Origin of the sequence: Massilia sp. H6, from assembly GCF_024802625.1 — a bacterium.
Taxonomy (GTDB): Bacteria; Pseudomonadota; Gammaproteobacteria; order Burkholderiales; family Burkholderiaceae_D; genus Telluria.
This window is the reverse complement of record NZ_CP103371.1, coordinates 782,919-806,289: the sequence shown is the minus strand read 5'-3', so window position 1 is coordinate 806,289 and position 23,371 is coordinate 782,919. Positions and strand designations below refer to the sequence as shown.

Sequence of the window (23,371 nt, the reverse complement as noted above, 5' to 3'; positions counted from 1 at the left end):
CCGTTTGGTTGTTGCCTGCCGACCCGGTGTCAGCCGGGATTTTTCCGAACGAAAGTCTGGTTGAACCAGTCTTCGATCATGCGCTTCTCATAGCGCAGGCTGTCGTGATCGGAGAAGCGGCTGATGCGGTCCAGGTAAGCCATGTCTTGCAGGCGCGCGTTGCCGCTATCGACGACCTGGCCATTGTTGACGAGGGTATAGCGCAGCTCGATCATGGGCCAGTCGGCCATACCCTTGAGCACGCGCAGCTCGCGCCCGGAGCGCAGGTTCGGATATTCGCGGCCAGCCAGGTCGATCTCGGTAATCTCGACTTTCAGGTCGTAGCCTGGCGGCAAAGACTTGCCAAGGTGCGTGAAATGGTCCGCAAGCTCGCGCAGGACTGCTTCGCGCTCCCACGGCGCAAACGGCAGATCGGCAAATTTGTCGGATTCGACATAATCGACGGTCACGCCCGCCGAGGCGGCGCCGGCACCGAGCGCGAACAGGCCTGCGACAGCCAGTTTGCCAACCAAGGTTTTCATTGCTTTCCCTTTCAGTGTTCCACACGGCTTAGTCCCAGGTTCAATATACGCCCTTCGCCGGTTTTTTCGAGCGAGGCGTAGATGAAATATTTGTATCGAAATGTTAGCCCCCCGGCCTGGGCGCCCTGTCGCCGCAACCGCATTAACCAACACTTTTAATGTTGCCTGTTGTTAAGCCCTCATAGGCGTACTACAATCAATTTGACTTGCGGCATTATTTTTTTGACTCTCTTGCCGTCGGATCGTGTCAATGATCAACATAGGTAACGGAAAACCATGTCTTTCTTGTCTAATGCCGCGCCCAAGCTGGCTCCGTGGAAAGTTCTGCTAGTCGATGACGAACCGGATATCCACGACATCACCAAGCTGACCCTGTCGCGCTTTCGCCTTGACGGGCGTGCACTGAGCTTCGTGCATGCCTACAGCGGAGCCGAAGCCAAGGAAGTGCTGGCGCGCGAGAAGGATATTGCGCTGGTATTCCTGGACGTGGTCATGGAGCGCGAGGACAGCGGCCTGGAAGTGGCGCGCTGGATGCGCAAGGAGCTCGACAACCAATTCACCCGCATCGTGCTGCGTACCGGCCAGCCGGGCCAGGCGCCGGAAGAGCGCGTGATCGTCGACTACGACATCAACGACTACAAGGAAAAGACCGAGCTCGATCGTACCAAGCTGTTTACCACCACCTTCGCTGCACTACGCGCCTACCGCGACATCATGCAGGTCGAGGATGCGCGCCGCCTGCAGCAGAATTACCGCGAAGGCCTGGAGCGCGTGATTGCCGCTTCGGCCCATATTTTCCAGCAGCGTAACCTGAAAGACTTCGCCAACGGCCTGCTGCAGCAGGTGGTGGCGCTGCTGCGCCTGGAGCAGAGCATGCTGCTGCGCCTGAAAGGCGCCAGCGTGATCGCCGGCCAGTGCCAGTACGAAGTACTGGCGAAGATCGGCGAGATGGAAGGCGAACAGATCGGCCCCGAGCTGATCGCCCAGCTCGACGACGCACGCCACAACCGCATCTCGCGCCTGCATGGCGACACCTATGTCGGCTACTTCCCGAATGCCAGCGGCAAGGCCTCGCTCTTGGTGCTCAAGGGCGTCGAAGAGATCGCGGAAATCGACGCCCAGCTGCTCGAGGTGTTCTGCTCGGGCGTGGCGATCGCTTTCGATAACATTTTGCTGAACCAGGAAATCACCGATACCCAGGCCGAGCTGATCCTGCGCCTGGGCGACGTGGTCGAATCGCGCTCGCACGAGGCAGGCAACCACGTGCGCCGCATGTCGCAGGTGTGTCATCTGCTGGCACAGGCCGCCGGCATGCCGGAAGACGAAACCGCCACCCTGATGCACGCCGCGCCAATGCACGACATCGGCAAGATCGCCACGCCAGACGCGGTGCTGCTCAAGCCAGGCAAGCTCAATGACGAAGAGTGGGACATCATGCGCCAGCACCCCACTGTCGGCCTGCAGATCCTGGACGGCTCGCAGCGCCCGATCCTGAAAGCCGCCGCCGTGATCGCGCACCAGCACCACGAGAAATTCGACGGCAGCGGTTACCCGCAAGGCCTGCGCGGCGAAGCGATCCATCCGTACGCGCGCATCGTGGCAGTGGCCGACGTGTTCGACGCCCTGAGCCACAAGCGCTGCTACAAGGACGCCTGGCCCGCCGCCAAGGTGACCGAGCACCTGCGCGAGGTGGCCGGGCATCACCTCGACCCGTTCTATGTGAATTTGCTGATCAAGAACATGGACAAGGCGCTGGCGATCAATGCGCAGTGGCCGGATTAACGGGCCACCCTTCGCGAGCTCGGAAACCGCAGCTCGTAGTGCAAGCCTTGCCCCGGCGCGCTGGTCGCGCGCACCGTGCCGCCCAGCGCGCCCGTCACCAGGTTGTACAGGATGTGCGCGCCCAGCCCGCTGCCGCCAAGCCCGCGCCTGGTGGTGAAGAACGGGTCGAACAGCTTGTCGAGCGTTTCCCGGTCCATGCCGGCGCCGTCGTCGGCATACTCGAATAGCACCTGGCCGTCTTGCAGCGCGGCGCGGATCGTGATCCTGCCTGGCTGCTCGTGCTCGAAGCCGTGCACCAGCGAGTTCATGACCATGTTGGTGACGATCTGCGAGACCGCGCCCGGGAAGCTGTCGAGCACCAGGTCCTGCGGGCAATCCACTTCCACCGTCACCTTGCGGCCCTTGAACTTGGGCTGCAGCGACAGCAGCACTTCGCTCAGGTAGGCATGCAGCTTGAAGTGGCGGATGTCGTCCGAAGACTGGTCCACCGCGACCTGCTTGAAGCTGCGCACCAGGCTGGCCGCGCGCTGGGTGTTGGTGGTCATGATGCGCAGCGACTGGTCAATGATGTCCAGGAAGGAGTCCAGGCTCTCTTCGGTCATCTCGCCGGCAGCCAGTTCTTCGCGCGTGAGCTTGAGTTCCTGCACCAGGTGGCTGGTCGCGGTCACGCAGATGCCCAGCGGGGTATTGATCTCGTGCGCCACCCCGGCCACCAGGCGTCCGAGCGAGGCCAGTTTTTCCTGGCGCACCAGCTCCGACTGCGCTTCTTGCAGGCGGGTCAGGGCCACGCTCAGCGCCGCGTTTTGCGCTTCCAGCGCGTCCTTGGCCTTGCGCATGCGGCGGTCGGCCTGCATCCGCGCCAGCGCCACCGCGACGTGGCTGGCCATGAAGGCCAGCAGGTCGAGGTCGGCCTTGGTGTAGACGATGGCCGGGTCGTAGCTCTGCACGATCAGCACGCCGTAGGGCTGTTCGTGTACCAGCATCGGTGCGCCCATCCAGCTGGCGATGTCGGCATTGCCGAGCGGTTCGTGTACCAGGCCGTTGGCAACCAGGTGGCTGAAGCTGGTTGCGTCGTGAAGCTGCGCCTGCTTGCTCGACAACACGTACGAACACATCGCCTTGCCGAACGGGAAGCGCTTGACCGGCGCTTCGCGGTCTTTCTGGTCGACGAAATAAGGAATGCTGATTTCCTGCGTGTCCGGGTGGTAGAGCCCGATCAGGAAATTCTCCGCCACCATCAGCTCGCCGACGATGCGGTGCAGGCTGGCCGACAGCGTGGCGGTGTCGAGCGCCTGCGCCGACAGGTTGGCGATCTGGTACAGCGCGTGCTGCACCTGCTCGGCGCGGCCGCGTTCGGCCACCTCGATCGCCAGCGCGGCGGTGCGTTCCTTCACCGCCCGTTCGAGCCGGTCCATGCTCTGCATCCCTTGCAGCGCGTTCGAGACGTGGTTGGCAATCTGCGTAAACAGCGCCTGGTCTTCCGCGCTGTAGGTGACGTCCCTGGTATAGCTCTGGATGACCATCGCGCCCAGCGCCTGCTGGTGCCGGTCGAGCAGCGGCACGCCCATCCAGTGCTCGGCGGCGCTGCCATGGCCCCACTGCATGCCTTCGCGGTCGCGCGCCTCGAAATCGTCGGCCGTGATCATCAGGCGCTGGCGGTTCACCACCACCCACGAAGTGGGCGACTGCTCCGGCGCGGCCAGGGCGACGCGCTGGCCCGGGGCCGGCACCTCGTTGTCGATTTCGTCGACGAAATACGGAAAATGGATGGTGCCGCCCTCGCGGTCGCACAGCGCCACATAGAAGTTGGCCGCGTACATGATGCGGCCCAGCGCGCGGTGGACGGCGCCGATGAAATCGGTGATATCGCTGCAGCTGGTCGACAACTGCCCGATTTCGAGCAGCATCGACTGGACGGCTTCCAGCCGGTCGAGACGTTCCATGGCTTCCCCTGACAATTCGAATTAGTGCACAGGGGAAATATTAACAGTTCGGGCCGGCTGGCCGTAGCCCTATTGGCCAGATTGTGGCTTTTCGGGCATCAAGCGCGCGGGGCCTTGAAGTCGGCCTCGATCCAGGCAATCGCCGACGACTGCGTCAGCTTGAAGCTGGCCGGCACCCGCACCCTGGCTACCTGCTCGCTCATGTCGTCGGTGGCGGCCAGCATTGCGTACGGATCGTCGTCGTCCGGCACGATATCGAGCGTCACCTTCAGGTTGCCGCTCTTTTCGGTCCACACATGCAGGTTCTTGTGCAGGATCGCGTGCAGGTGCTGCTCGTGGCGGCGGATCACCTCGGACGCAGTCTTGACCAGCGTGTGGAAGGCATTCACGTCGAGCGGCTTCGGGTTTTTCTTGTCGCGGCCCATGGTCCAGGGGCCGACCAGCGCCGGTTCCGGTTCGCCGTCCTTGATCATGGCCACCGCCCAGCCTTCGTCGTCTTCGTTCTTGATCACGCGCGCGGTCCAGCCGTTGCCCTGCCACAGGCGGGGTTGCTGCACCAGGGCGTCTGGGTCTTCTTCGTGTTCGTGTTCGATGTTGTCGTTCATGTCGTGTTTCCTCGTGCTCCCGTGACGTCAAGCCGAGATCATAGAGGAAACCGGGCGCGCAAAGCAGTTCGGTAGCCGACTGCCTGGCGCGCCGCATCAGGCAATGCGCGGAAAGCGCCAGTCCGGGTGGCCGGGTGGCCGTGTCGGCGGCCTCCCGGGCGTGGGCCACGGTTCGATGGCCGGCGCTGGCGCGTCGCGGCTGAACGGATCGATAATAATCGGCGGAATGGCCGGCGGCGCCGATGGCGGACTTTTCAAGCCACCGCTGGCCGCTGCGGCCAGGTGGTCCCCAAGATGGTAAACAAGAGCATGCATGCGATCCTCCTATGACGGAGCGGTCTCTCAGTATAGGCAAGCAGGCCACGATTGCAATGCCAGACTGGCCAGTGATTCCCCGCTGCGCGCTGCCGGCCTTATCGGCCATGGGCGCGTCCCGGTGCGCGAAAGATGCAGCCTGTCGCAATCCGGTGGCTGCGGCCGGGGCGTGAGCCTACAGTGCATGCATTGCCAGAACCCGACAACATCGACCCGACGAGGCCCGCCATGAAAAAACTTGCACCGTATGTCATCCTTTTCCTGTTTGCCTTGCTGCTGTGGGAAATTTCCAGCGACGCCAGCCAGTTCATGACCGTGGACCTTGGCGGCGAGCACGTCGGCGGCCCGCTCGGCGCCTTGCTGGCGCTGCTGCTTGCCGGCGGCGGCGTGATCATTGGTGGTATCGCGATGCTGCTGGTTGGCGTGCTGCTGGCCGTGGTGTTCGCCGGCGTTGGCATCATGGTGCTCGGTGCACTGGGCGTAGCGGCGGTCGCGCTGGTGCTGGCGCTGTCGCCGCTGCTGCTGCCCCTGCTGCTGCCGCTCGCACTCATCTGGTTCTTGCTCAGCCGCCAGCGCCGGGCGCGCCTGGTGCAGCCGGCTGCATAGGTGCGGTTCAGCGCCAGTAAGGCCGGGGACATCCGGCCGTATTTTGCGTGGTGCACGATTTTCCCGGTTTGCGCCGCTTTCCCTTCCAGCCCATGTAGAATTGAACCATGGTTAATGTGGAAATGTCGCTAAGGCGCGCATGCATCTATCAACACCCGCACCTTCACCTGCTGTCCGTCCCTATCCGCTGGCACGGCTGGCGGTCGTCACGGCCGGGCTGATCGTTACGCTCGGACTGGTGACCGCATCGATGCTGCACGCAAGCTACAACGATGCACTGCGTGACCAGCAGGTTACCTTGCGCAACATGGCGATTGCCTTTGCGGCGCAAACCACGGGCGTGGCCCAGGCCATCGACAGCACCGCCCAGCGTGCAGCCACGCTATACCGTGCCCGCGGTTCGGGAGTCCTGACACCGGGATTCCTCGAAGAACACGCCGGCCTGGCCCACCCCTACCTGATGCGCGTCATGCTGTTCGACGCCCAGGGACGGGTCGCCGCCAGCGTGGCGCCCACCAACGCCTTGTTCAGTCTGCCGCCTCCGGCAGCGCCGCCGGTCAATGGCGACGCGCCCCAGGTCACGATCAGCGACGTCAACCGCGCCACCGGCCACGGCATCCTCAACTTCGGGCGCGTGGTGCGCGATCCGACTGGCCAGCATGCGGGCATCGTGGCGGCCCAGGTCGACTCGGCGCGGTTCGAGCGACTGTATCGTCTGGTCGAACTCGGCGAAGGCGGATCGGTCACCCTGCTGCACCTGGACGGCACCATGCTGATCCGCGGGCCGGGCTTTGCGCAGGGCATCGGACGCTCGTTCGCCCATACCCCGCTGTTCCAGGAACACCTCAAGCGTGCCAGCCGCGGTACCTTCGCAGCTACCAGTCCCATCAATGGCAAGCGTGGCCTGTATGGCTACGATACCGTGGAGGGCTTCCCGCTGGTCATCATCACCGGCATGGCACGCGAGGTCGCCCTGCAATCCTGGTACGAGCGCCTGTGGATGGCGCTGGCATTCTACGTGCTGCTGGCCGCGCTGCTGTCTTTTCTGGCCTGGCGCGTGGCGCGCGACTCGCGCCGCCAGTTTCGCCTGATCGAACTGGTGTCGGCCAGCGAAGCGCGGCTGGGCAAGCGCTTCGACTACCTGGCCTCGATCGTCAACGCGGTCGGCGCCCCGATCTGGGTGCTCGACAGCGCGCGCCGCATCGTACTGGCCAACGAGGCTTTCGCGCGGCTGGTCGGACGCCCCACCGAGTCGCTGCCGGGGCTGGCGGAAAGCCAGGTCTTCGATAGCACCGACGACGAGCGCGAGCGGCGCTACGACACCGTGCTGGCGCAAGGCATCAGCCTGGACGCGGCAGGGTCGATACGCGACGGCAGCGGCGAAACCCGCACCGTGATCCAGCTGACCACGCGGCTGGCCAGCGAAGATGGCAAGGCGCACCTGGTCAATGTGCTGACCGACATCACAGAGCGCGAGCGGGCCGAGGCAAGACTGGCCTGGCTGGCAGAATTCGATCCATTGACCGGGCTGCCGAACCAGTCGCAATTCTGGCGCCTGCTCGACGCGAGCATCGCCAATGCGCAGGCGGAAGGACGCCAGTTGGCGGTGCTGGCACTGACGCTCGAACGCCTGCATGAAATCGTCGACCTGCTGGGCCACGACGCGGGCGACCGCGCGCTGCGCCAGGCCGCCGACCTGCTGCGCGACACCTGCGCCGACGCCGCCGTGGCGGCGCGCATCCGCGGCGCCGAATTTGCCCTTGTGCTCGACGCCGGCGGCGGGCGCCCGGCGCTGGAGCGCTTCGCACTGACGCTGCATACGCTGATGGCGGGGCCACTATGCGTCGACGGCCACGATTTTTTCCTCAATCCGGTGCTCGGGGTGGCGCTGTTCCCGCAAGATGGCCACAACGCCGACGAGCTCTATCGCAGTGCGCAGAGCGCCTGCACCGGCGCCGGTGTCGAGGTGGACGAGGCCATCCACTTCTTCTCGGCCGGCATGTACACCGAACTGGGCCGGCGCCTGACGATCGAAGCGAACCTGCGGCGCGCCCTCGAGCGCGGCGAACTGCGGCTGGTGTACCAGCCGAAAGTCACCGTCCAGCAACAGGACGTGGTCGGATTCGAAGCCTTGCTGCGCTGGACCAGCCCGGCGCTGGGCGAGGTTGCGCCGGCCCAGTTCATCCCGATCGCCGAACGTACCGGCTTGATCATTCCGATCGGGGCCTGGGTGCTGGAAGAAGCCTGCCGCCAGGCCGGCGCCTGGTCGGAGCAGCTGGGGCGGCCGGTGAAGGTGGCGGTCAACCTGTCGCCGCGCCAGTTTTACCAGAAATCGCTGCTCGAGACGATCGGGCGCTGCCTGGCGCAGTACCGGCTTCCGGACGGCACCCTGGAACTGGAAATCACCGAAACCGCCTTGATGAGCCGCGAAAAGGAAGTCGACATACTGATGCACGACATCCGCGCGCTCGGCGTCGACCTGTCCATCGACGACTTCGGCACCGGTTATTCGAGCCTGGCCTACCTCAAGCGCTTCCCGGTGTCGCGCCTGAAGGTCGACCGCGCCTTCATTCGCGACCTCGACCGCGACGAGGACAGCGCCGCGATCGCGTTGTCGATCGTCAACCTGGCGCGCGGGCTCAAGCTCAAGGTCGTGGCCGAGGGCGTGGAAACCCAGGCCCAGCTCGATGTGCTGCGCGGCATGGCCTGCGACGAATACCAGGGCTTTTTGTTCAGCAGGCCGCTCGAACGCGAGGCGGTGCTGCCGCTGCTCCAGGGCGGCCAGCCAGGGCCGTCATGAGCGACCGGCTGGCGCCGCTCAATCCTTGCCGGCCACGTACTGCGCATACCCACGCGCCCTGAGCGCGCAGGCCGGGCAGCTTCCACAGCCATGCCCCCAGGAATGCGCCGCGCCGCGTTCGCCCAGGTAGCAGGTGTGGGTATCGAAGCGAATCAGGTCCACCAGCGCTTCGCCGCCGCAGTCGTGGGCCAGCTGCCAGGTCTGCGCCTTGTCGATCCACATCAGCGGGGTCTCGACCTTCAGGCGCGTATTCATGCCCAGGTTCAGCGCCACCTGCAGCGCCTTCATGGTGTCGTCGCGGCAGTCGGGATAGCCCGAAAAGTCGGTCTCGCACATGCCGCCCACCAGCACCGTCAGGTCGCGGCGGTAGGCCACGGTGGCCGCCACCGTCATGAACAACAGGTTGCGGCCCGGAACAAAGGTGTTCGGCAAGCCGTTTTCTTGCATCGCGATCGCTACATTGCTGGTCAGCGCCGTGTCCGAGATCTTCGCGATCAGGGACAGGTCGATCAGGTGGTCTTCGCCCAGGCGCGCATCCCAGTCCGGATCGAGCGCGCGCATCCTGGCCAGCACCGTCGGCCGCACGGCCAGCTCGATCGCGTGGCGCTGGCCATAATCGAAACCGATGGTCTCGACGCGCGCGTAGCGCTGCAGCGCCCAGGCCAGGCAGGTGGCGGAGTCCTGGCCCCCGCTGAAAAGGACGAGTGCGGTATCTTGAGATGGCATGGCGATAGTCCGGAAAAATGATGGCGGCAAGCTGGGCAAGCGCGGATTCTGGCATAAAACAGCGCCCCGCGTGAAGCGGCGGGCACTGGACGGATGAGTTAAAACGTCCGTCATGGTTTTTGCCGATCCGTTAAGATTGTCATAAACCCACCCATCGGAGCGCCATGTCTGCCGCAAGATCGATTCCACGCCGTCGCCTGCGTCCCCTGCCCCGCCTCTTGATGGGCATCGGCGCATTGCTGGTGGCAAGTTCGCTGCACGCCCAGGGCATCGATTACCAGGTCCGCATCGACGCTCCGCGCCAGCTCGAGAGCCTGCTCGAAGACAATCTCGACCTGATGCGCTGGCGCGGCAATCCGAAGGTGGACATCGAGCAACTGCAGCGCCTGGTCAAGGAAGCGCCCGAGCAGGCCCGAACCCTGATCGCCACCGAAGGCTATTACTCGCCCAAGATTTCAGCCGGGCTCGATACCGCGGGCGGGCGCCCGGTCGCACGCCTGATCGTGGATCCGGGCGAGCCGGTGGTGGTCGGCGACGTCGACCTGGTGCTGCAGGGCTTTGCCGAACTCGGCGAGGGTGCCGCGCCGTTCGACGCGGACGCCCTGCGCAGCCGCTGGCAGCTGCCACCGGGCAGCCGTTTTCGCCAGGCCGACTGGGAAGACGCCAAGCGCGCACTGCTGCGCGAGGTGACGCAGGTGCGGTTTCCACGCGCGCGCCTGGTCGAAACCAGCGCCACGGTCGACCCGGAAGCGCGCAGCGCCGCGCTGCACGTGGTCATCGACAGCGGCCCCGAAATGCATTTCGGCGAGCTGCGCATCGATGGCCTGAAACGCTACCCGCGCGAAGTCATCACCAACCTGAACCGTATCGATCCGGGCGACACGTATAGCGAGGCGGCGCTGCAGGGGCTGCAGGCGCGCCTGCAAGACACCGGATATTTCAGCACCGTAGAGGTATCGGTCGACCTGCGCGCGGTGCTCAATGCCGAACTGAAAGAACTCAAGGAAGGCGACGGCGATCCGGATGGCGACCCCACCACGCCCGAAGCACCCACCGGCGTGGCGGCGGACGGCCCTACCGTGCTGCCGGTGCTGGTACGGGTCACCGAAAACCTGCAGAAGAACGTCGAAGTCGGCGTCGGCTTCTCGACCGACACCGGCGCGCGCCTGAGCGCAAGCTACGACGACCTGAACGTGTTCGGCAAGCGCATGAAGAGCGACCTGATCTACGAACAGAAGCGCCAGACCGTACGCACCGATTTCTATTGGCCGACCACCGCCAGTGGCTACAACGACAGCGTTGGCGCCGGCATCGAACGCAACGACGTGCGCGGCGAAATCACCACGCTGGCCACGGTCGCGGCGCGCCGCACCTGGGGCTCGCCGTTGCTCGAGCGCAGCCTCACGCTCGAAGCGCTCATCGAAAAGCGCGAAGTGCCGCCGAACCCGGCCACCAGCACGCGCAGCCTGCCGCTCACCTACAGCCTGACCCGGCGCAAGCTCGACAGCCTGATCCAGCCGACCAATGGCTATGTGTTCCAGGGCCAGCTGGGCGGCGCCCTGCTGCCGATCCTGACCGACGAGAAATTCTTGCGCCTTTACCTGCGCGCCCTGATGTACAAGCCGCTCGGGCCAAGCGGCACCCTGGTGCTGCGCGGCGAGTTCGGGGCAGTCGCGGCCAAGGACAAGATCGGCGTGCCCAGCACCTTCCTGTTCCGTGCCGGCGGCGACCAGTCGGTGCGCGGCTATGGCTACCGCGAATTGGGCGTGCGCGAAAACGGCGCCATCGTCGGCGGCAAGTATCTGGCCACCGCCGGCGTCGAATACCAGTACTGGTTCCGTCCACCATGGGGCGTGGCGGTGTTCTACGACATCGGCAATGCGGCCGACAAGATCGGCGACCTGCAGCCGAAATCCGGCTTCGGCCTGGGCGCGCGCTGGCGCAGCCCGGTCGGACCGATCAACGTCGACCTGGCCTACGGCCATGCCGTGAAAAAAGCGCGCCTGCACTTCTCCCTGGGATTCACCTTCTGATGGCTACCAACGACACTTCCCCGGCGGTTGCGGGTTCTCCTGCCCCGGCACCCGGCCCCAAGCAGCGGCGCTGGCCGCGCCGCGTCGCCGTCGGCGTGCTCGTCACCACCGCGATCGTCGGTGGCACGCTCTGGTACCTGGGCCGCGAAAGCACGCTGCAAATGGTCGCGCAGAAGGTCGCCGCGTCCACCGGCGGCAAGCTGAGCATGACGGGCGTGTCCGGCTCGCTGTACGGCGCGATGTATATCGACCGCCTGACCTGGCGCACCGACGAGCAGGTGATTATTGTTAACAAGATCAACCTGGTGTGGTCGCCCCGGCAAATCATGTCGCGCGGCATCCTGATCGACAAGCTGCACGCGGCCAACCTGCGCGCCGAGACGCTCAAGCAAAGCACGGAACCGAGCACGATGCCACTCAAGCTCGAGGCACCGTTCGCGGTGTCGATTGTCGACGCGCGCCTGAACCGCGCGACCTTCGTCAACCAGGGCGCCGAGACGCATATCGACAATATCCGCCTGCGCCTCGAGGGCGGCAAGACCCGCTGGCAAATACGCGATGGCGCCGCCGTGACCCCTTGGGGCGACCTGAGCGCCGCCGGCAGCATCGGCGCCCAGCGTCCGTTCAAGATCGAGGCCAAGGTCGGCCTGAGCCAGTCGCAGGCCAAGGCCGGCGCCAGGGCCGCCCAGCTGAAGATCAAGGTCGGCGGCGACCTCGAAACCACTCTGGTCGACGCCGTGGGCGAGGCCGGGCGCGCCGTCGGCGAAGCGCATTTCGTGCTGTCGCCCTATGCCGCCATTCCACTGCGCTCGCTGCGCATCAGTGGCCGCAATGTCGATCCGGGCTTTTTCAATCCGTCGCTGCCGACTGCCGACCTGAGCTTTGCCGTCAATGGCCAGCTCGACGCCAGGCGCAATATCAGCGGCAAGGTAGACATTACCAACGACGGCCCCGAAGGCACGATCGACCAGCAACGCCTGCCGCTGCGCGCCATGCGCGGGCAGCTCGGCGGCAACCTCGATGCGCTGCAGGTGTCGAATGTGCTGCTCGACTTCGGCAAAGCCGGACAGTTCACCGGCAAGGGCGGCGTCGAGCGTGGCGCCGACGCGCAAGGCCTTGGCACCGCGCGCTTCACGCTGCACACTGACCGCTTCGACCTGAAGCAGATCCACTCCAGCCTGAAGCCGACCCGTATCCGCGGCGACATTCAGGTGACCAACACCGGCCAGACGCAAACGCTGCAGGCCAACCTGGTCGACCAGGGCCTGCGCCTGGCGGCACTGGCGACCCTGGAGAACAACCTGGTCACGCTGCGCGAAGGCCGGTTATCCAGCGGCAGCAGCAGCGTCGACCTCACCGGCAGCATGAACCTGCTGGAAGACAAGGCCTTCAAGGCCAGCGCCAGCGCCAGCCGCTTCAACCCGGCCGCCTTTGGCGACTACCCGCAGGCCGACATCAATGCCAGCGTCAACCTGGCCGGCGCCCTTGCCCCTACGTGGCGCGTTGATGCCGACTTCGCGCTGCGCCGCAGCCGTCTGTTCGACCAGCCGCTGTCGGGCCAGGGCAAGCTGCGCGCCACTGCTGCGCGCATCAGCGGCATCGACGCCGACCTGGCCCTGGGCCAGAACACGGTAGCCCTGGATGGCGCCTTTGGCGGCAGCGGCGACCGCCTGCAATGGCGCGTGGACGGCCGCCAGCTGGCGGCGGTGCGCAGCGGCCTGTACGGCGCGGTGGTCGCCAACGGCGTCGCCACCGGCAGCATGCAAGATCCGCGCACCACCTTCGAGCTCGATGCAAAGGGTCTGGGCTGGGTGGCGGCGCAGCGCAAGGACGCTGGCGGCAGCTTGAGCGCCAAGGGCGAAGCCTGGCTGGCCGGGCCGGAAGGCGCGCGTGCGGTCGAGGCCAAGCTGACCGGCAGCGCCCAGCGCTTCAACCCGGCTGCCTTCGGCTCGCCGCTGGCCGGCTCCATCAACGCCAATTTCAGCGGCAGTGGCCGCGGCGGCGCCGACTGGCGCGCCGCGCTTGATCTGCGCGTGCAGGATTCGACGCTGTCGAATTCGCCCCTGTGGGGTCACGCCCGGCTCACGGCAGACCGCCGCCACGTGTCGAATGCCGATATCGACCTGCACGTGGGCGCCAACGTGGTGGCGGCCAAGGGCAGCTTCGGCCTTGGTTCCGACCAGCTGGCCTGGCGTATCGACGCACCGCAGCTGGCGGCGCTCGGTCCCGACTACGGCGGCGTGCTGCGCGGCCAGGGCACGCTGTCGGGCACCATGGACACCCCCTCGCTCAGCGCCGCGCTCGAGGGCCAGAACCTGCGCCTGCTCGGCACCCACAACATCCGTTCGCTGCGCGCCAACGCCAACCTCGGCTCCGGCCGCGGCGCGCGCGACGCGCTGGCCAGCGACATCCAGATCACCGGCTATGTCAGCGGCGAAACCCGGGTGGCCTCGGCCAGCTTGACCACCGAAGGCACGCGCGGTGCCCACACCTTGCGCGCCAGCGCCAAGGGCGAAGCCTTCGACGCCAATCTTGCGCTGCGTGGCGCCCTGGCGGGCGATACCTGGAACGGCACCCTGGCGACGCTGCAGAACCGCGGCCGCTACGCCATGGCGCTGCAGGCGCCGGTGCCGCTGCGCATCGGCGCCGCCCCTGGCAGCGGCATCATGGGCCTGGCCAAGCCGGAACGGGTTGCCTTCAACGGCGCCGTGGTCAAGCTGGCCTCGGGCAGCGTCACGGTCGAGTCGCTGGTCAAGAACGGCGCGCGCTGGGCCAGCCGCGGCCACGCCGACAACGTGCCGCTGACTTACCTGGCGCAGTTCTCGCCGGCGATCCGCGAGAACACACGCGGCGACCTGACCCTGGGCGCCCGCTGGGCGCTCGACCTGCGCACCGCCAGCGCCACCGGCGGCGCTCCCGCGCTCGACGGCATGGTCGAGGTGTTCCGCGAAAAGGGCGACGTGATCGCCGGCGGCGACAATCCGGTGCCGCTCGGCCTGCGCCAGTTCGATGCCCGCGCCGATGTCGAGGCAGGCACCCTGCGCATGCGCGTCAACCTCGACGGCACCCGTACCGGCAGCGCCAACCTGGACGCCACGGCCCAGCTGTTGCAGGGCCGCCTGGACCGTGACAGCCCGCTGCGCATGAGCGCCAACGCCAACATGGCATCGATTGCCTGGCTGGCCCCGTTCGCCGGCCAGCCAGGGCTGGAACTGGACGGCGCACTGCGCATGGCGCTCACTGGCACCGGCACCATCGGCACGCCGCGCCTGAGCGGCAGCGTCACCGGCGACAAGCTGGCCGTGCGCTGGGCCGAACAAGGCGTGCGCTTGCACAGCGGCGAGTTGCGCGCCCAGCTCGCAGGCGACGAACTGCAACTGCAGCGCCTGTCGTTCCAGGGGCGCCAGGGCAGCGCATCTGCCGCAGGCTTCCTGCGCTTCTCCGACGGGCTGGCGGCGGCCAACCTGAAGGTCACGGCGGACAAACTCGAAGTGCTGTCGCGTCCGGACCGCACCGTGGTGGTCAGCGGCAATGCCGATCTGGTCCGCGACGCCAGCCAGTTCACGCTGGACGGCAATGTCCGCGTCGACCGCGCACTGATCGAATTCGCCCCCCAGGGCCGCCCGACGATGTCGGACGACGTCATCGTGCTGGGCAAGGGTGGCGCCAAGCCAGTGCCGTCGAACAAAGAATCCGACATGCCCCTGTCGATCAACCTGCGGGCCGACCTGGGCGAGGCGTTCCAGCTGCGCGGCATGGGCATCGACGCCAGGCTCGCCGGCAATGTGCGGGTGCGCAAGGTCGGCGCCTCCGCACCGCGGGTCAACGGCACGATTCGCGCCGTGGAGGGCAACTACGCGGCCTATGGCCAGAAGCTGGCGATCGAGCGTGCCGTCATGACCTTCAGCGGCGCCTACGACAATCCTTCGCTCGACATCCTGGCAGTGCGCAAGCGTGCACCAGGCGAACAACTGTCGCAATCGAATGTCGAAGCCGGGGTGCAGGTGCGCGGCACTGCCCAGTCTCCGCAAGCCCGGCTGGTCTCGACGCCCAACGTACCGGACAGCGAGAAGCTGTCGTGGCTGGTGCTCGGCCATGGCATGGAAGGCACCAGCGGCAACGAGAAGGATATCTTGACGGCCGCGGCGGCTGCGCTGCTTGGCGGCAAAGGCGGTACCGGCGGCTTTACGCAAAAACTGGCAAGCTCGCTCGGCGTCGACGAAGTGGGGCTACGTCAGGCTACCGGCAACGGCAGCGGCCTGGAAAATACGGTCGTCACGGTAGGCAAGCGCATCTCGTCGCGTGCCTATCTCAGCTTCGAGCAAGGCACGAGCACGGCCTCGAGCCTGGTGCGCTTGCGCTACAAGCTGACCCCGAGGATCTCGCTGCAGTTCCAGACCGGCACCAACACCGCGCTCGACATCCTGTACTCGTGGGCCTTCGACTAAGCTAAGAACCTATCCCAGTAGGTTCTGAGACTTAGCGCTGCGCGGCCGGTAGCGACGCCGCAGCCGCGGCGCCGACCTGCTGCAGATGCTGCAAAAAAGCGGTGGCCACCGGCGAGAGCTTCTTGCCTTTGCGGTACAGGGTCCACCAGCAGGACTGTACCGGAAACGCTTCGACCCGCAACACGGCCAGTCCTTCCGCGCCGGGATCGTCGGCCAGCGCGTGGCGCGAGACCACCCCGACGCCCAGGCCGGCGGCCACCGCCTGCTTGATCGCTTCGTTGCTGCCCAACTCCAGGCGCAGGTCGGGCTTGAATCCCAGCGCCTTGAAATGCTGGTCGCAGGCCAGCCGGGTGCCCGACCCCGGTTCGCGCAAGATAAAGCGCAGCGGGGCCAGCTCGGCCAGGTTGATGCGTCCGGCGCTGGCCAGCGGATGCGCGGCGGCAGCGACCAGATCGAGCGGATTGGCCAGGAAGGTATGGCGCTCCAGCTCGAGGTCGTCGGGGGGCATCGACATGATGTAGAGATCGTCGAGATTCTCGCGCAGGCGCCGCACCACGCCATCACGGTTGAGCACTTCGAGGGCGACGTCGATCTCGGGATGCGCCGCGCAAAAGGCGCCGAGCAGCCTGGGGACGAAGTATTTCGCGGTGCTCACCACCGACACCCGCAGGCGGCCCCGGGTCATGCCCCGGAGGCCATCGACCTGCTGCTCGAAGGCCGACCATTCGTCGAGCATGGCGCGCGCGGTGGCGGCCAGCGCTTCCCCGGCGGCGGTCAGGTACAGGCGCTTGCCGACCTGCTCGTAGAGCGGCATGCCGACGCTATTGGCCAGCTCGCGCAGCTGCATCGAGGCGGTTGGCTGGGTGACGTGGCAGGCACGGGCGGCAGCCGTCACGCTCAGGTGCTGGGCAAAGGAGAGAAACAGGCGTAATTGACGGAAAGTCGCACTCATAGAGTTTTGTCTATTCAACGCATCATAATAATCGATTTTTCTTTATACGCTCCAGCGTTTAGCATGCAGGTCCCCTTGTTGAGGACGTCTCCATGCACAGTTTTCTTGATCCTGCCATCCTGTTTTTTGCATTCGGTATCCTGGCCGGCTGTGTAAAGTCGAATCTCGAAATTCCCCAGCCGATTGCACGTTTCCTGTCGCTTTACCTGCTGATGGCGCTCGGCTTGAAGGGCGGCTTTGCGCTGGCGCAATCTGGTTTTACCACTGAAATTGCAGCCAGCCTCGGCGCTGCGGTCCTGCTCGCGATCGTGGTGCCCATGATTGCCTGGCAAGTGTTAAAACGCCTGGTGCCGCCCTTCGATGCCGCGGCCGTGGCCGCTACCTATGGCTCGGTCAGCGCCGTCACCTTCATTACCGCCACCCAATACCTTGACGTGCAAGGCATCGCCTACGGCGGGCACATGGCAGCGGCGATGGCGCTGATGGAGTCGCCCGCCATCGTGATTGCCGTGGTGCTGGCCAATACCCTGCGCCAGTCCGCCGGCGCGCCGGTCGTGCTGGCCTCGGGCAATACGCTGGCGCTGGCAGGGCCTGCCGCCGGCACTGGTACCGGTACTGGTACCGGCCTGGGCAAGATCCTGCATGAGTCGTTCACCGACGGAACCCAGTTGCTGCTGCTCGGCGCGATGGCGGTGGGACTGTTGACCGGCGAGGCCGGCAAGGAGGCCATGGCGCCGTTCTCGATCGACCTGTTCAAAGGCATGCTGGCGTTCTTCTTGCTGGACATGGGACTGCTGACCGCGCGCAATCTCGGCAAGCTGCGCGGCCAGTCGCGCTGGCTGCTGGCCTACGCGGTGGGCGCGCCGGTAGTGCATGCCGGCCTGGCCATGGCGCTGGCCCTGCTGCTGGGCCTGACGGCGGGCAATGCCGCCCTGCTGATGGTACTGGCCAGCAGCGCGTCGTACATCGCCGTGCCGGCGGTGCTGCGCCATGCGATTCCGGAAGCGAACCCGGCGGTCTATTTCAGCATGTCGCTCGGGATGACCTTTCCGTTGAACATCCTGCTGGGCATTCCTGCCTACACCTGGGTCGCTGGCGCGGTACTGGGATGACGCTCAGCACAACACGCTAGGCTTGGGATCGGGCACCGGGTCTTCGTTGGACGGCGTGTGGCCATGGCCCGGCGGGTGGTGCGGCTGGGGCATGTCGAAGGGCTGGGGCGCCGGTTCTTCGATCGGGGCCGGGTCGGGCGCGCGGTGCGCGTGTATCGAAACAGGCGCAGGGAAATTCGTCGACTGGGGGGCATTCATGGCAGGCACTCCTCTTGGATAGCGGAGTGACAACCTTATCATGATGCCGTCCGCGTGGCCCGCTCCATTACAATGGCGGCCCCGACTCTTTTTTACGCACCATGGACCTTTCGATCACTACCCTCGCCCTGCTCGTGCTGGCCCCGCTGCTGGTGTGGCGCGTGTACACCCGCATCAAGGCCCGCATGACGCGGCAGCGCTCGATCGTCTCGCGCCACTACACGGGCGTTCTGGTGTTCGGCGCCATGATCGCGGTGCCGGCTGCGCAGCTGCTCGCGCAGCCCTACAGCCTGGGCGCCCTCGCGGTTGGCACCGTATTTGGCATCGGCTGGAGCATATGGGCCTTGAAGCGCACGCGCTACGAGGACACCCCGCAAGGCTATTTCTTTACCCCGGCCGCACGCCTGGGCATCCTGATGGCGATGGTGCTGGTAGCGCGCGTACTCTACATCGGCGTGGAAATCTATGCCAACCAGGGCAAGGGCATTCCAGCGCCCAGGCTGACCGACAGCCCGCTGACCATGCTCTGCGTGGGGCTGACGGCCGGTTATTTCGGCTACTACTCGGCGGGCCTGCTGCGCTGGCGGCGCAGGCTGCGCAAGGCGCTCGACCACAGCTGAGCCGGCCCGTCGCGGCGAGCCCGTCGCATTACACGAACAGTTCGTCGCGCGCGAGCGCGCTGATCGCCAGCGTGGCCGGATGGCGCATGCGGCGCTCGGTACTGAGCGCATAGACCTGCTCGATGACGGTGTCGACCTGGCCCAGCACCACCACCCCGTACTGCCGGCATATTTGCGGTGCGATCACCGTGGGCGCGAAGAACACCCCTGTGCCCGATTGGCCGAAGGCTTTCATCATGGCGCTGTCATCGAACTCTCCAACCACATCTGGATGGACGTCGATGTGCTCGAACCAGCGCAGCAGGCGCTGGTGGATGGCGAAATCCTCGCCCGGCAAGAGCAGCGGCGCTTCGTTCAGGCAGGCAGGAAATGCCGGGCCGAGCCGGTCGGCGAGCGCGGGCGTGGCGAACGCGCTCATCGTGCTTTGCCCCAGCAGGTGGCTATAGGCGCGCACGCTGAACTGAGGCGGAATCGGGCGATCGGCAATGACCAGGTCGAGCCGGTGCACCGCCAGCTCGGCCACCAGGCTGTCGAGCCGGCCCTCGCGGCAGATCAGCCTGACCGGTTCGCTCAACGCCAGGGCCGGCTGCACCAGTTCGCAGACAATCAGCTTGGACACCGAGTCGGCGCAGCCAACCCGAAACGACATCGCCGTCGTCAAGTCCTTGTCGCGCACCAGCTCCAGCAGGGCGTCACCGGTAGTAAAAATCTCTTCGGCGTAGCGTGCCACGCGGCGCCCGGTATCGGTCAGTTCGAGGTTGCGCCCGGCGCGCCGGAATAGCGTTACGCCCAGGCTCTCGCCAAATTCGCTCAGCTGCCCCGAGATCGATTGCGGCGTCAGGTGCAGCTGGGCTGCCGCCTTGGCGATGCTGCCGGTCTTGGCCACCATCCAGAAATACCGCAAATGTTTATAGTTGAGTGTTGCCACGCACATTCCATTCATCGAAAAATTGGATGTGAATATACTTTAGATGCGAATTGTACGATGCATTCGTGCTGGTTATAGTGGAGCTTCATTTCAACGGGAGATCTCCATGCGTATCGCGATTCAAGCAAACGGCTTCGACATGACGGCAGCCCTGCACCAGTACACCGAGCAACGGGTATCCACCGCGCTGGGCTGGGCTCGCCTGCATATGCGCAAGCTGGCGGTGTCCTTGTCCGACGTCAATGGCCCGCGTGGTGGCGTCGACAAGCGCTGCAAGATCCAGGTCCAGCTCGACAGTGGCCGCGAGGTCATCATCGACGAGTGCGAGGCCGACCTGTACGCGGCCATCGACCGCGCCGCCGAGCGCGCCGATCGCGCCGTGGTACGGTCGGTAGAGCGCACCCGGAAATTCACCCACGAGCGCATGGCTGCACCCGTCCAGAACCTGGATGACACAGACGACACCGAGGTCAACGTCACCCTGTCCACCGATGAGCAAGGAGAGCCTCGATGAACGGATTGGAAACAATTGCAAGTGGCCCGATCTGGGCCGGCTTCGTCGGCTTTGTGCTGGTCATGCTGGCGCTCGACCTGTTCGTCTTTGGCGGCAACAAGGCGCACAAGGTCAGCGTCAAGGAGGCCGGCATCTGGTCGCTGGTCTGGGTCAGCCTGGCGCTGGCCTTCAACGCCGGCCTGTGGTGGTACCTGAACGGAACGGTCGGTTCAGCGATTGCCGACCAGAAGGCGCTCGAGTTCTTCTCGGGTTACCTGATCGAGAAGGCGCTGTCGGTCGATAACGTGTTCGTGTTCTTGCTCATCTTTACCGCTTTCCAGGTTCCGCAGCAATACCAGCGACGGGTCCTGATCTACGGTGTACTGGGTGCGATCGTCATGCGTGCCGTCATGATCAGCGCCGGCGCCTGGGTGGTCAGCGAATTTAGCTGGGTGTTGTATATCTTCGGCGCCTTCCTGCTCTACACCGGTATGCGCATGCTGGTGGCGGTGGACCAGGAACCCGACGTGGCGAACAATCCGGTACTGAAGTTCGCACGCAGGCATTTAAAGGTCAGCGACGACGACCATGGCGAGAAGTTCTTCGTCACCAAGTCGGGGGTGCGCTATGTCACGCCGCTGTTCCTGGTACTGATCCTGATCGAGGTGACCGACCTGGTCTTCGCGGTGGATTCGATCCCGGCGATCTTCGCGATCACGACCGATCCCTTCATCGTGTTCACGTCGAACATGTTCGCGATCCTGGGCTTGCGTGCGCTGTACTTCCTGCTCGTTGACGTGGCTGACCGCTTCCACCTGCTCAAGTATGGCCTGGCGATGGTGCTGACCTTCATCGGTGTCAAGATGCTGATCATGCCGTGGTACCACGTGCCGGTGCAGGCTTCGCTGACGATCGTGGCCGTGCTGATCGCCGGCAGCTGCATCGCCAGCCTGATCGTGACACGCAAGGACGGCGGCAAGTAAGCCGTAGGTGGATAGGACCAAGGGCTGGGTACTGTGTCGAACAGAACCCGGCCCTTCAAGCTGTCAGATCCCTAGTACCATCCCCGCCGCACCGGCAAGCACCAGGCTGATCCCCCATGGCACGTCCAGGTTCAGCCAGGCGCGCCGCAGCAAGCGTAGACCAAGATAGCGATATACGGCCCAGGCCATGCCGATCCCGGCGAAGATGGTCGCGACCGCATGTACCGCGGCCACCAGCAGCGCTGTACCCAGGTTCGCGCGCGCCAGGTAATCCATTACGGCGGCATGGCCTGCCTGCACCGCGCCTGCTTCCGGCGCTGTGCACAGTCCCAGCATGAAGGGCACCAGCATCAGGCCCGCCCCATGCGCAGTGGCCATCAGGAACGACCACCACGCAAGCCGGGTGGGCGCAATGCGTGCCAGCAAGCGGGGATGCCGCCGCTTCACCAGCTTGAAGACGCCGAACAGCAGTACCAGCGCGCCGGCACCGATGCGTATGGCGCGGCTCCATTCCACATACCAGCCAAGCCAGGCGAATGGCAGCAGCACGATGGCGGTTGCCATGAAATGCCCACCGCCGAGGGGCAGCACAGTGGCAAAGACGGCGCTGGCCCGGCGCGCGGCCATGCCATTGGCGACCGCCAGCGGCCATCCCATGGCCGGGTTGACGCCGTGGTACAGGCCCAGCCCGATCACGGTGAGCCAGAGTGCGGAGCTGTTCAAGCCGACGGATAGCAGAATGAATCGGTCGAGCAGTCGCCGCCTTGCAGGCGAACCTGGTGCGCCGCGTAGTCCGGCCCGAAGTCCACGTAGAACGCCGGGTCCAGTTCGATTCCACCGTTCGCGCCGACATGGCACATCAGCTGCACGCCGGGCACGCCCTCCGGATAAAACTGCGCGTCCCAACTGCTGTAGAGCGAATTGGTGAAATACACGCGCTTGCCGTCCCGGCTGATTTCGGTCATCTGCGGGCCGCCGCCATATGGCCGGCCGTTCGGATGGCGTGCATGCCGCGCAATGCCGCCGATACGTACGCTGCCGGTGAGCCTGGGCGCGAACGGATCGCTCACATCGTATTGCCGCAGCTCGCCGGTTCCCCAGCACGCCACATATAAAAAGCGGTCGTCGAGGGACAGGTCGATATCGCTGACCAGGGGCGGCACCGCGCCGAAGCCTTTGAGCAGCGCCGGAAGCTGGTCGGCATCGGCCGGCTCGGCCGGGATGGTTGCGGTCTTGCGGATATGGAAGCTGCCGTTTTCGCGCCACCAGGTCCAGATCGAACCTTCCAGGTTGGTGGTATCGATCACCACGCCCAGGAAACCGTACTCGCGCGTGGGATCGTGCGCCGGACGGACCTCGAGCGCCATCTGGTGGTGGGCGCCGAGGTCGATGGTCTGGACGTGCTTGCGCTCGCGCAGGTTCCAGAAATGCACCGAGTGGCCGTAGCGATTGGCGAGCAGGTCTTCGGCGACGATGCCGTGTTCGAACTGCGGCGGCAAGCCCCATTCGCTCGAGACCATATAGTCGCGCGGCAGGTTCCACCAAAAATCGTAATGCATTTTTTGCGGTCCGCGCTCGATCTCCCAGCGCCCCAGGATCTCGAAGCTTTCGCAATCCATGATGAAGACCCCTGGCGGCCCCTGCGTGCCGTCCGCCCCCGCCCCGCCCAGGGTGCTGATGTAGATGCCTTCCGGGCCGCAATGCACGGTGTGCGGACGCGAGTAGCCGGTCTTGCGCATCAGTTCTTCCGGCTCGATGGTCTTGACCAGGATGGGGTTTCTCGGATCGGGCTGGGTATCGACGATATAGATGCGCGATGAGCGGATCCCGGGAATGATGAGATAGCGGCGCTGCAGGTGCGCGTGGCCCGACATCGGCGACAGCGCCGAACTGCAGGCATTCCAGCCGAAATGATGGAATTCGTCGCCCGTATGCGGCATGACGAGCTGGCTGATGACCGTGCCATAGGTCGCGGATTGCGGATCGACGTCGATCACGGCCAGCGCGTCGGGCCGCGCACGGTCGGGCGACAGCAGCACCGTGTAGGCCAGTTGTTCGGGTTCGGCTTCCATTGCCAGCCGCGGCGATGGATGAAAGGTGGGATCGGGACGCAGGGTGTCCAGCATGGTGAGGGCCTCATTCAGGAGAGAAGCGACGTACCGGGATGGGTGTCGGCAGGATTGGCCGAACCATCGAGGCTGAGCGCTGGGCTCGACGCTGTCAACAAGCAATGCTGGCCCGGTTTGCCCGGGATCAGAGACGCGTTATCGGCGCAACGGCCGTCGAGCCAGTGGAGCCAGGCAGGG

At 65.5% G+C, this 23,371-nt stretch carries 19 protein-coding genes; 9 read left to right on the top strand and 10 right to left on the bottom strand.

All coding sequences use genetic code 11. The annotated features are described in order from the left end of the window. Positions 1-29 precede the first annotated feature (29 nt). Positions 30-521, bottom strand: a complete 492-nt coding sequence (locus NRS07_RS03580) for a DUF3016 domain-containing protein (protein ID WP_259211275.1) — start codon at positions 519-521, stop codon at positions 30-32. A gap of 276 nt (positions 522-797) precedes the next feature. Here NRS07_RS03580 and NRS07_RS03575 point away from each other — a divergent pair, with 276 nt between their 5' ends. Continuing rightward, complete coding sequence (locus tag NRS07_RS03575) at positions 798-2,303, top strand: HD domain-containing phosphohydrolase (RefSeq protein WP_259211272.1); 1,506 nt, start codon at positions 798-800, stop codon at positions 2,301-2,303. Here NRS07_RS03575 and NRS07_RS03570 read toward each other — a convergent pair. The 3 genes from NRS07_RS03570 to NRS07_RS03560 all read right to left on the bottom strand — a co-directional run bounded on the left by NRS07_RS03570 (position 2,300) and on the right by NRS07_RS03560 (position 5,166). Beyond that, positions 2,300-4,246 carry a GAF domain-containing protein gene (locus NRS07_RS03570; RefSeq protein WP_259211271.1) on the bottom strand — a complete coding sequence of 649 codons (1,947 nt, stop codon included), beginning with the start codon at positions 4,244-4,246 and terminating at the stop codon, positions 2,300-2,302. The two genes, NRS07_RS03575 and NRS07_RS03570, sit on opposite strands and share 4 nt — an antisense overlap. A gap of 98 nt (positions 4,247-4,344) precedes the next feature. Then, positions 4,345-4,851 carry a hypothetical protein gene (locus NRS07_RS03565; RefSeq protein WP_259211270.1) on the bottom strand — a complete coding sequence of 169 codons (507 nt, stop codon included), beginning with the start codon at positions 4,849-4,851 and terminating at the stop codon, positions 4,345-4,347. Between the two features lie 96 nt (positions 4,852-4,947). Next, positions 4,948-5,166, bottom strand: a complete 219-nt coding sequence (locus NRS07_RS03560) for a hypothetical protein (RefSeq protein ID WP_259211269.1) — start codon at positions 5,164-5,166, stop codon at positions 4,948-4,950. A 228-nt stretch (positions 5,167-5,394) separates the two neighbouring features. On the opposite strand from NRS07_RS03560, the gene NRS07_RS03555 reads away from it, so the two are divergent. Both NRS07_RS03555 and NRS07_RS03550 read left to right on the top strand, forming a co-directional pair. Then, positions 5,395-5,772 carry a hypothetical protein gene (locus tag NRS07_RS03555; RefSeq protein WP_259211265.1) on the top strand — a complete coding sequence of 126 codons (378 nt, stop codon included), beginning with the start codon at positions 5,395-5,397 and terminating at the stop codon, positions 5,770-5,772. 139 nt (positions 5,773-5,911) lie between these two features. Further along, a complete protein-coding gene (locus NRS07_RS03550) occupies positions 5,912-8,572 on the top strand; it encodes an EAL domain-containing protein (RefSeq protein WP_259211263.1) in 2,661 nt (886 codons plus the stop codon). A gap of 18 nt (positions 8,573-8,590) precedes the next feature. On the opposite strand, the gene queC is transcribed toward NRS07_RS03550, so the two are convergent. After that, positions 8,591-9,298, bottom strand: coding sequence for a 7-cyano-7-deazaguanine synthase QueC (gene queC, locus NRS07_RS03545; RefSeq protein WP_259211262.1), 708 nt, complete (start codon positions 9,296-9,298; stop codon positions 8,591-8,593). A 164-nt stretch (positions 9,299-9,462) separates the two neighbouring features. Here queC and NRS07_RS03540 point away from each other — a divergent pair, with 164 nt between their 5' ends. Further along, positions 9,463-11,331: an autotransporter assembly complex family protein gene (locus tag NRS07_RS03540; protein ID WP_259211261.1), complete on the top strand. Its 1,869-nt coding sequence runs from the start codon at positions 9,463-9,465 to the stop codon at positions 11,329-11,331. Beyond that, positions 11,331-15,779, top strand: a complete 4,449-nt coding sequence (locus NRS07_RS03535; RefSeq protein ID WP_259211260.1) for a translocation/assembly module TamB domain-containing protein — start codon at positions 11,331-11,333, stop codon at positions 15,777-15,779. Before NRS07_RS03540 ends, NRS07_RS03535 begins: the two co-directional genes overlap by 1 nt. A 31-nt stretch (positions 15,780-15,810) precedes the next feature. On the opposite strand, the gene NRS07_RS03530 is transcribed toward NRS07_RS03535, so the two are convergent. Next, positions 15,811-16,731 (bottom strand): LysR family transcriptional regulator, encoded by a 921-nt coding sequence (locus tag NRS07_RS03530; protein WP_259211259.1) that lies wholly within the window; start codon positions 16,729-16,731, stop codon positions 15,811-15,813. 92 nt (positions 16,732-16,823) lie between these two features. Here NRS07_RS03530 and NRS07_RS03525 point away from each other — a divergent pair, with 92 nt between their 5' ends. Then, entirely contained in the window at positions 16,824-17,843 is a 1,020-nt protein-coding gene (locus NRS07_RS03525; RefSeq protein WP_259211258.1) for a sodium-dependent bicarbonate transport family permease, read from the top strand. A 3-nt stretch (positions 17,844-17,846) separates the two neighbouring features. Here the strand turns inward: NRS07_RS03525 and NRS07_RS03520 are convergent, their stop codons facing one another. Beyond that, the gene (locus NRS07_RS03520; protein ID WP_259211257.1) at positions 17,847-18,041 is read right to left on the bottom strand and encodes a hypothetical protein; all 195 of its coding nucleotides are present in this window, start codon (positions 18,039-18,041) and stop codon (positions 17,847-17,849) included. A 101-nt stretch (positions 18,042-18,142) separates the two neighbouring features. Between NRS07_RS03520 and NRS07_RS03515 the strand changes: the two genes are divergently transcribed. Beyond that, a complete protein-coding gene (locus NRS07_RS03515) occupies positions 18,143-18,661 on the top strand; it encodes a hypothetical protein (RefSeq protein WP_259211256.1) in 519 nt (172 codons plus the stop codon). Between the two features lie 28 nt (positions 18,662-18,689). Here NRS07_RS03515 and nhaR read toward each other — a convergent pair whose 3' ends face one another. Continuing rightward, entirely contained in the window at positions 18,690-19,589 is a 900-nt protein-coding gene (gene nhaR, locus NRS07_RS03510) for a transcriptional activator NhaR (RefSeq protein WP_259211255.1), read from the bottom strand. A gap of 106 nt (positions 19,590-19,695) precedes the next feature. Between nhaR and NRS07_RS03505 the strand changes: the two genes are divergently transcribed. Both NRS07_RS03505 and NRS07_RS03500 read left to right on the top strand, forming a co-directional pair. Then, a complete protein-coding gene (locus tag NRS07_RS03505) occupies positions 19,696-20,103 on the top strand; it encodes an HPF/RaiA family ribosome-associated protein (protein WP_259211254.1) in 408 nt (135 codons plus the stop codon). Further along, positions 20,100-21,065 (top strand): TerC family protein, encoded by a 966-nt coding sequence (locus NRS07_RS03500; RefSeq protein WP_259211253.1) that lies wholly within the window; start codon positions 20,100-20,102, stop codon positions 21,063-21,065. The genes NRS07_RS03505 and NRS07_RS03500 overlap by 4 nt, the downstream gene beginning before the upstream one ends. Positions 21,066-21,128: 63 nt before the next feature. Here NRS07_RS03500 and NRS07_RS03495 read toward each other — a convergent pair whose 3' ends face one another. Continuing rightward, complete coding sequence (locus tag NRS07_RS03495) at positions 21,129-21,788, bottom strand: hypothetical protein (protein ID WP_259211250.1); 660 nt, start codon at positions 21,786-21,788, stop codon at positions 21,129-21,131. Further along, entirely contained in the window at positions 21,785-23,191 is a 1,407-nt protein-coding gene (locus NRS07_RS03490; RefSeq protein ID WP_259211249.1) for a selenium-binding family protein, read from the bottom strand. Before NRS07_RS03490 ends, NRS07_RS03495 begins: the two co-directional genes overlap by 4 nt. Positions 23,192-23,371 lie beyond the last annotated feature (180 nt).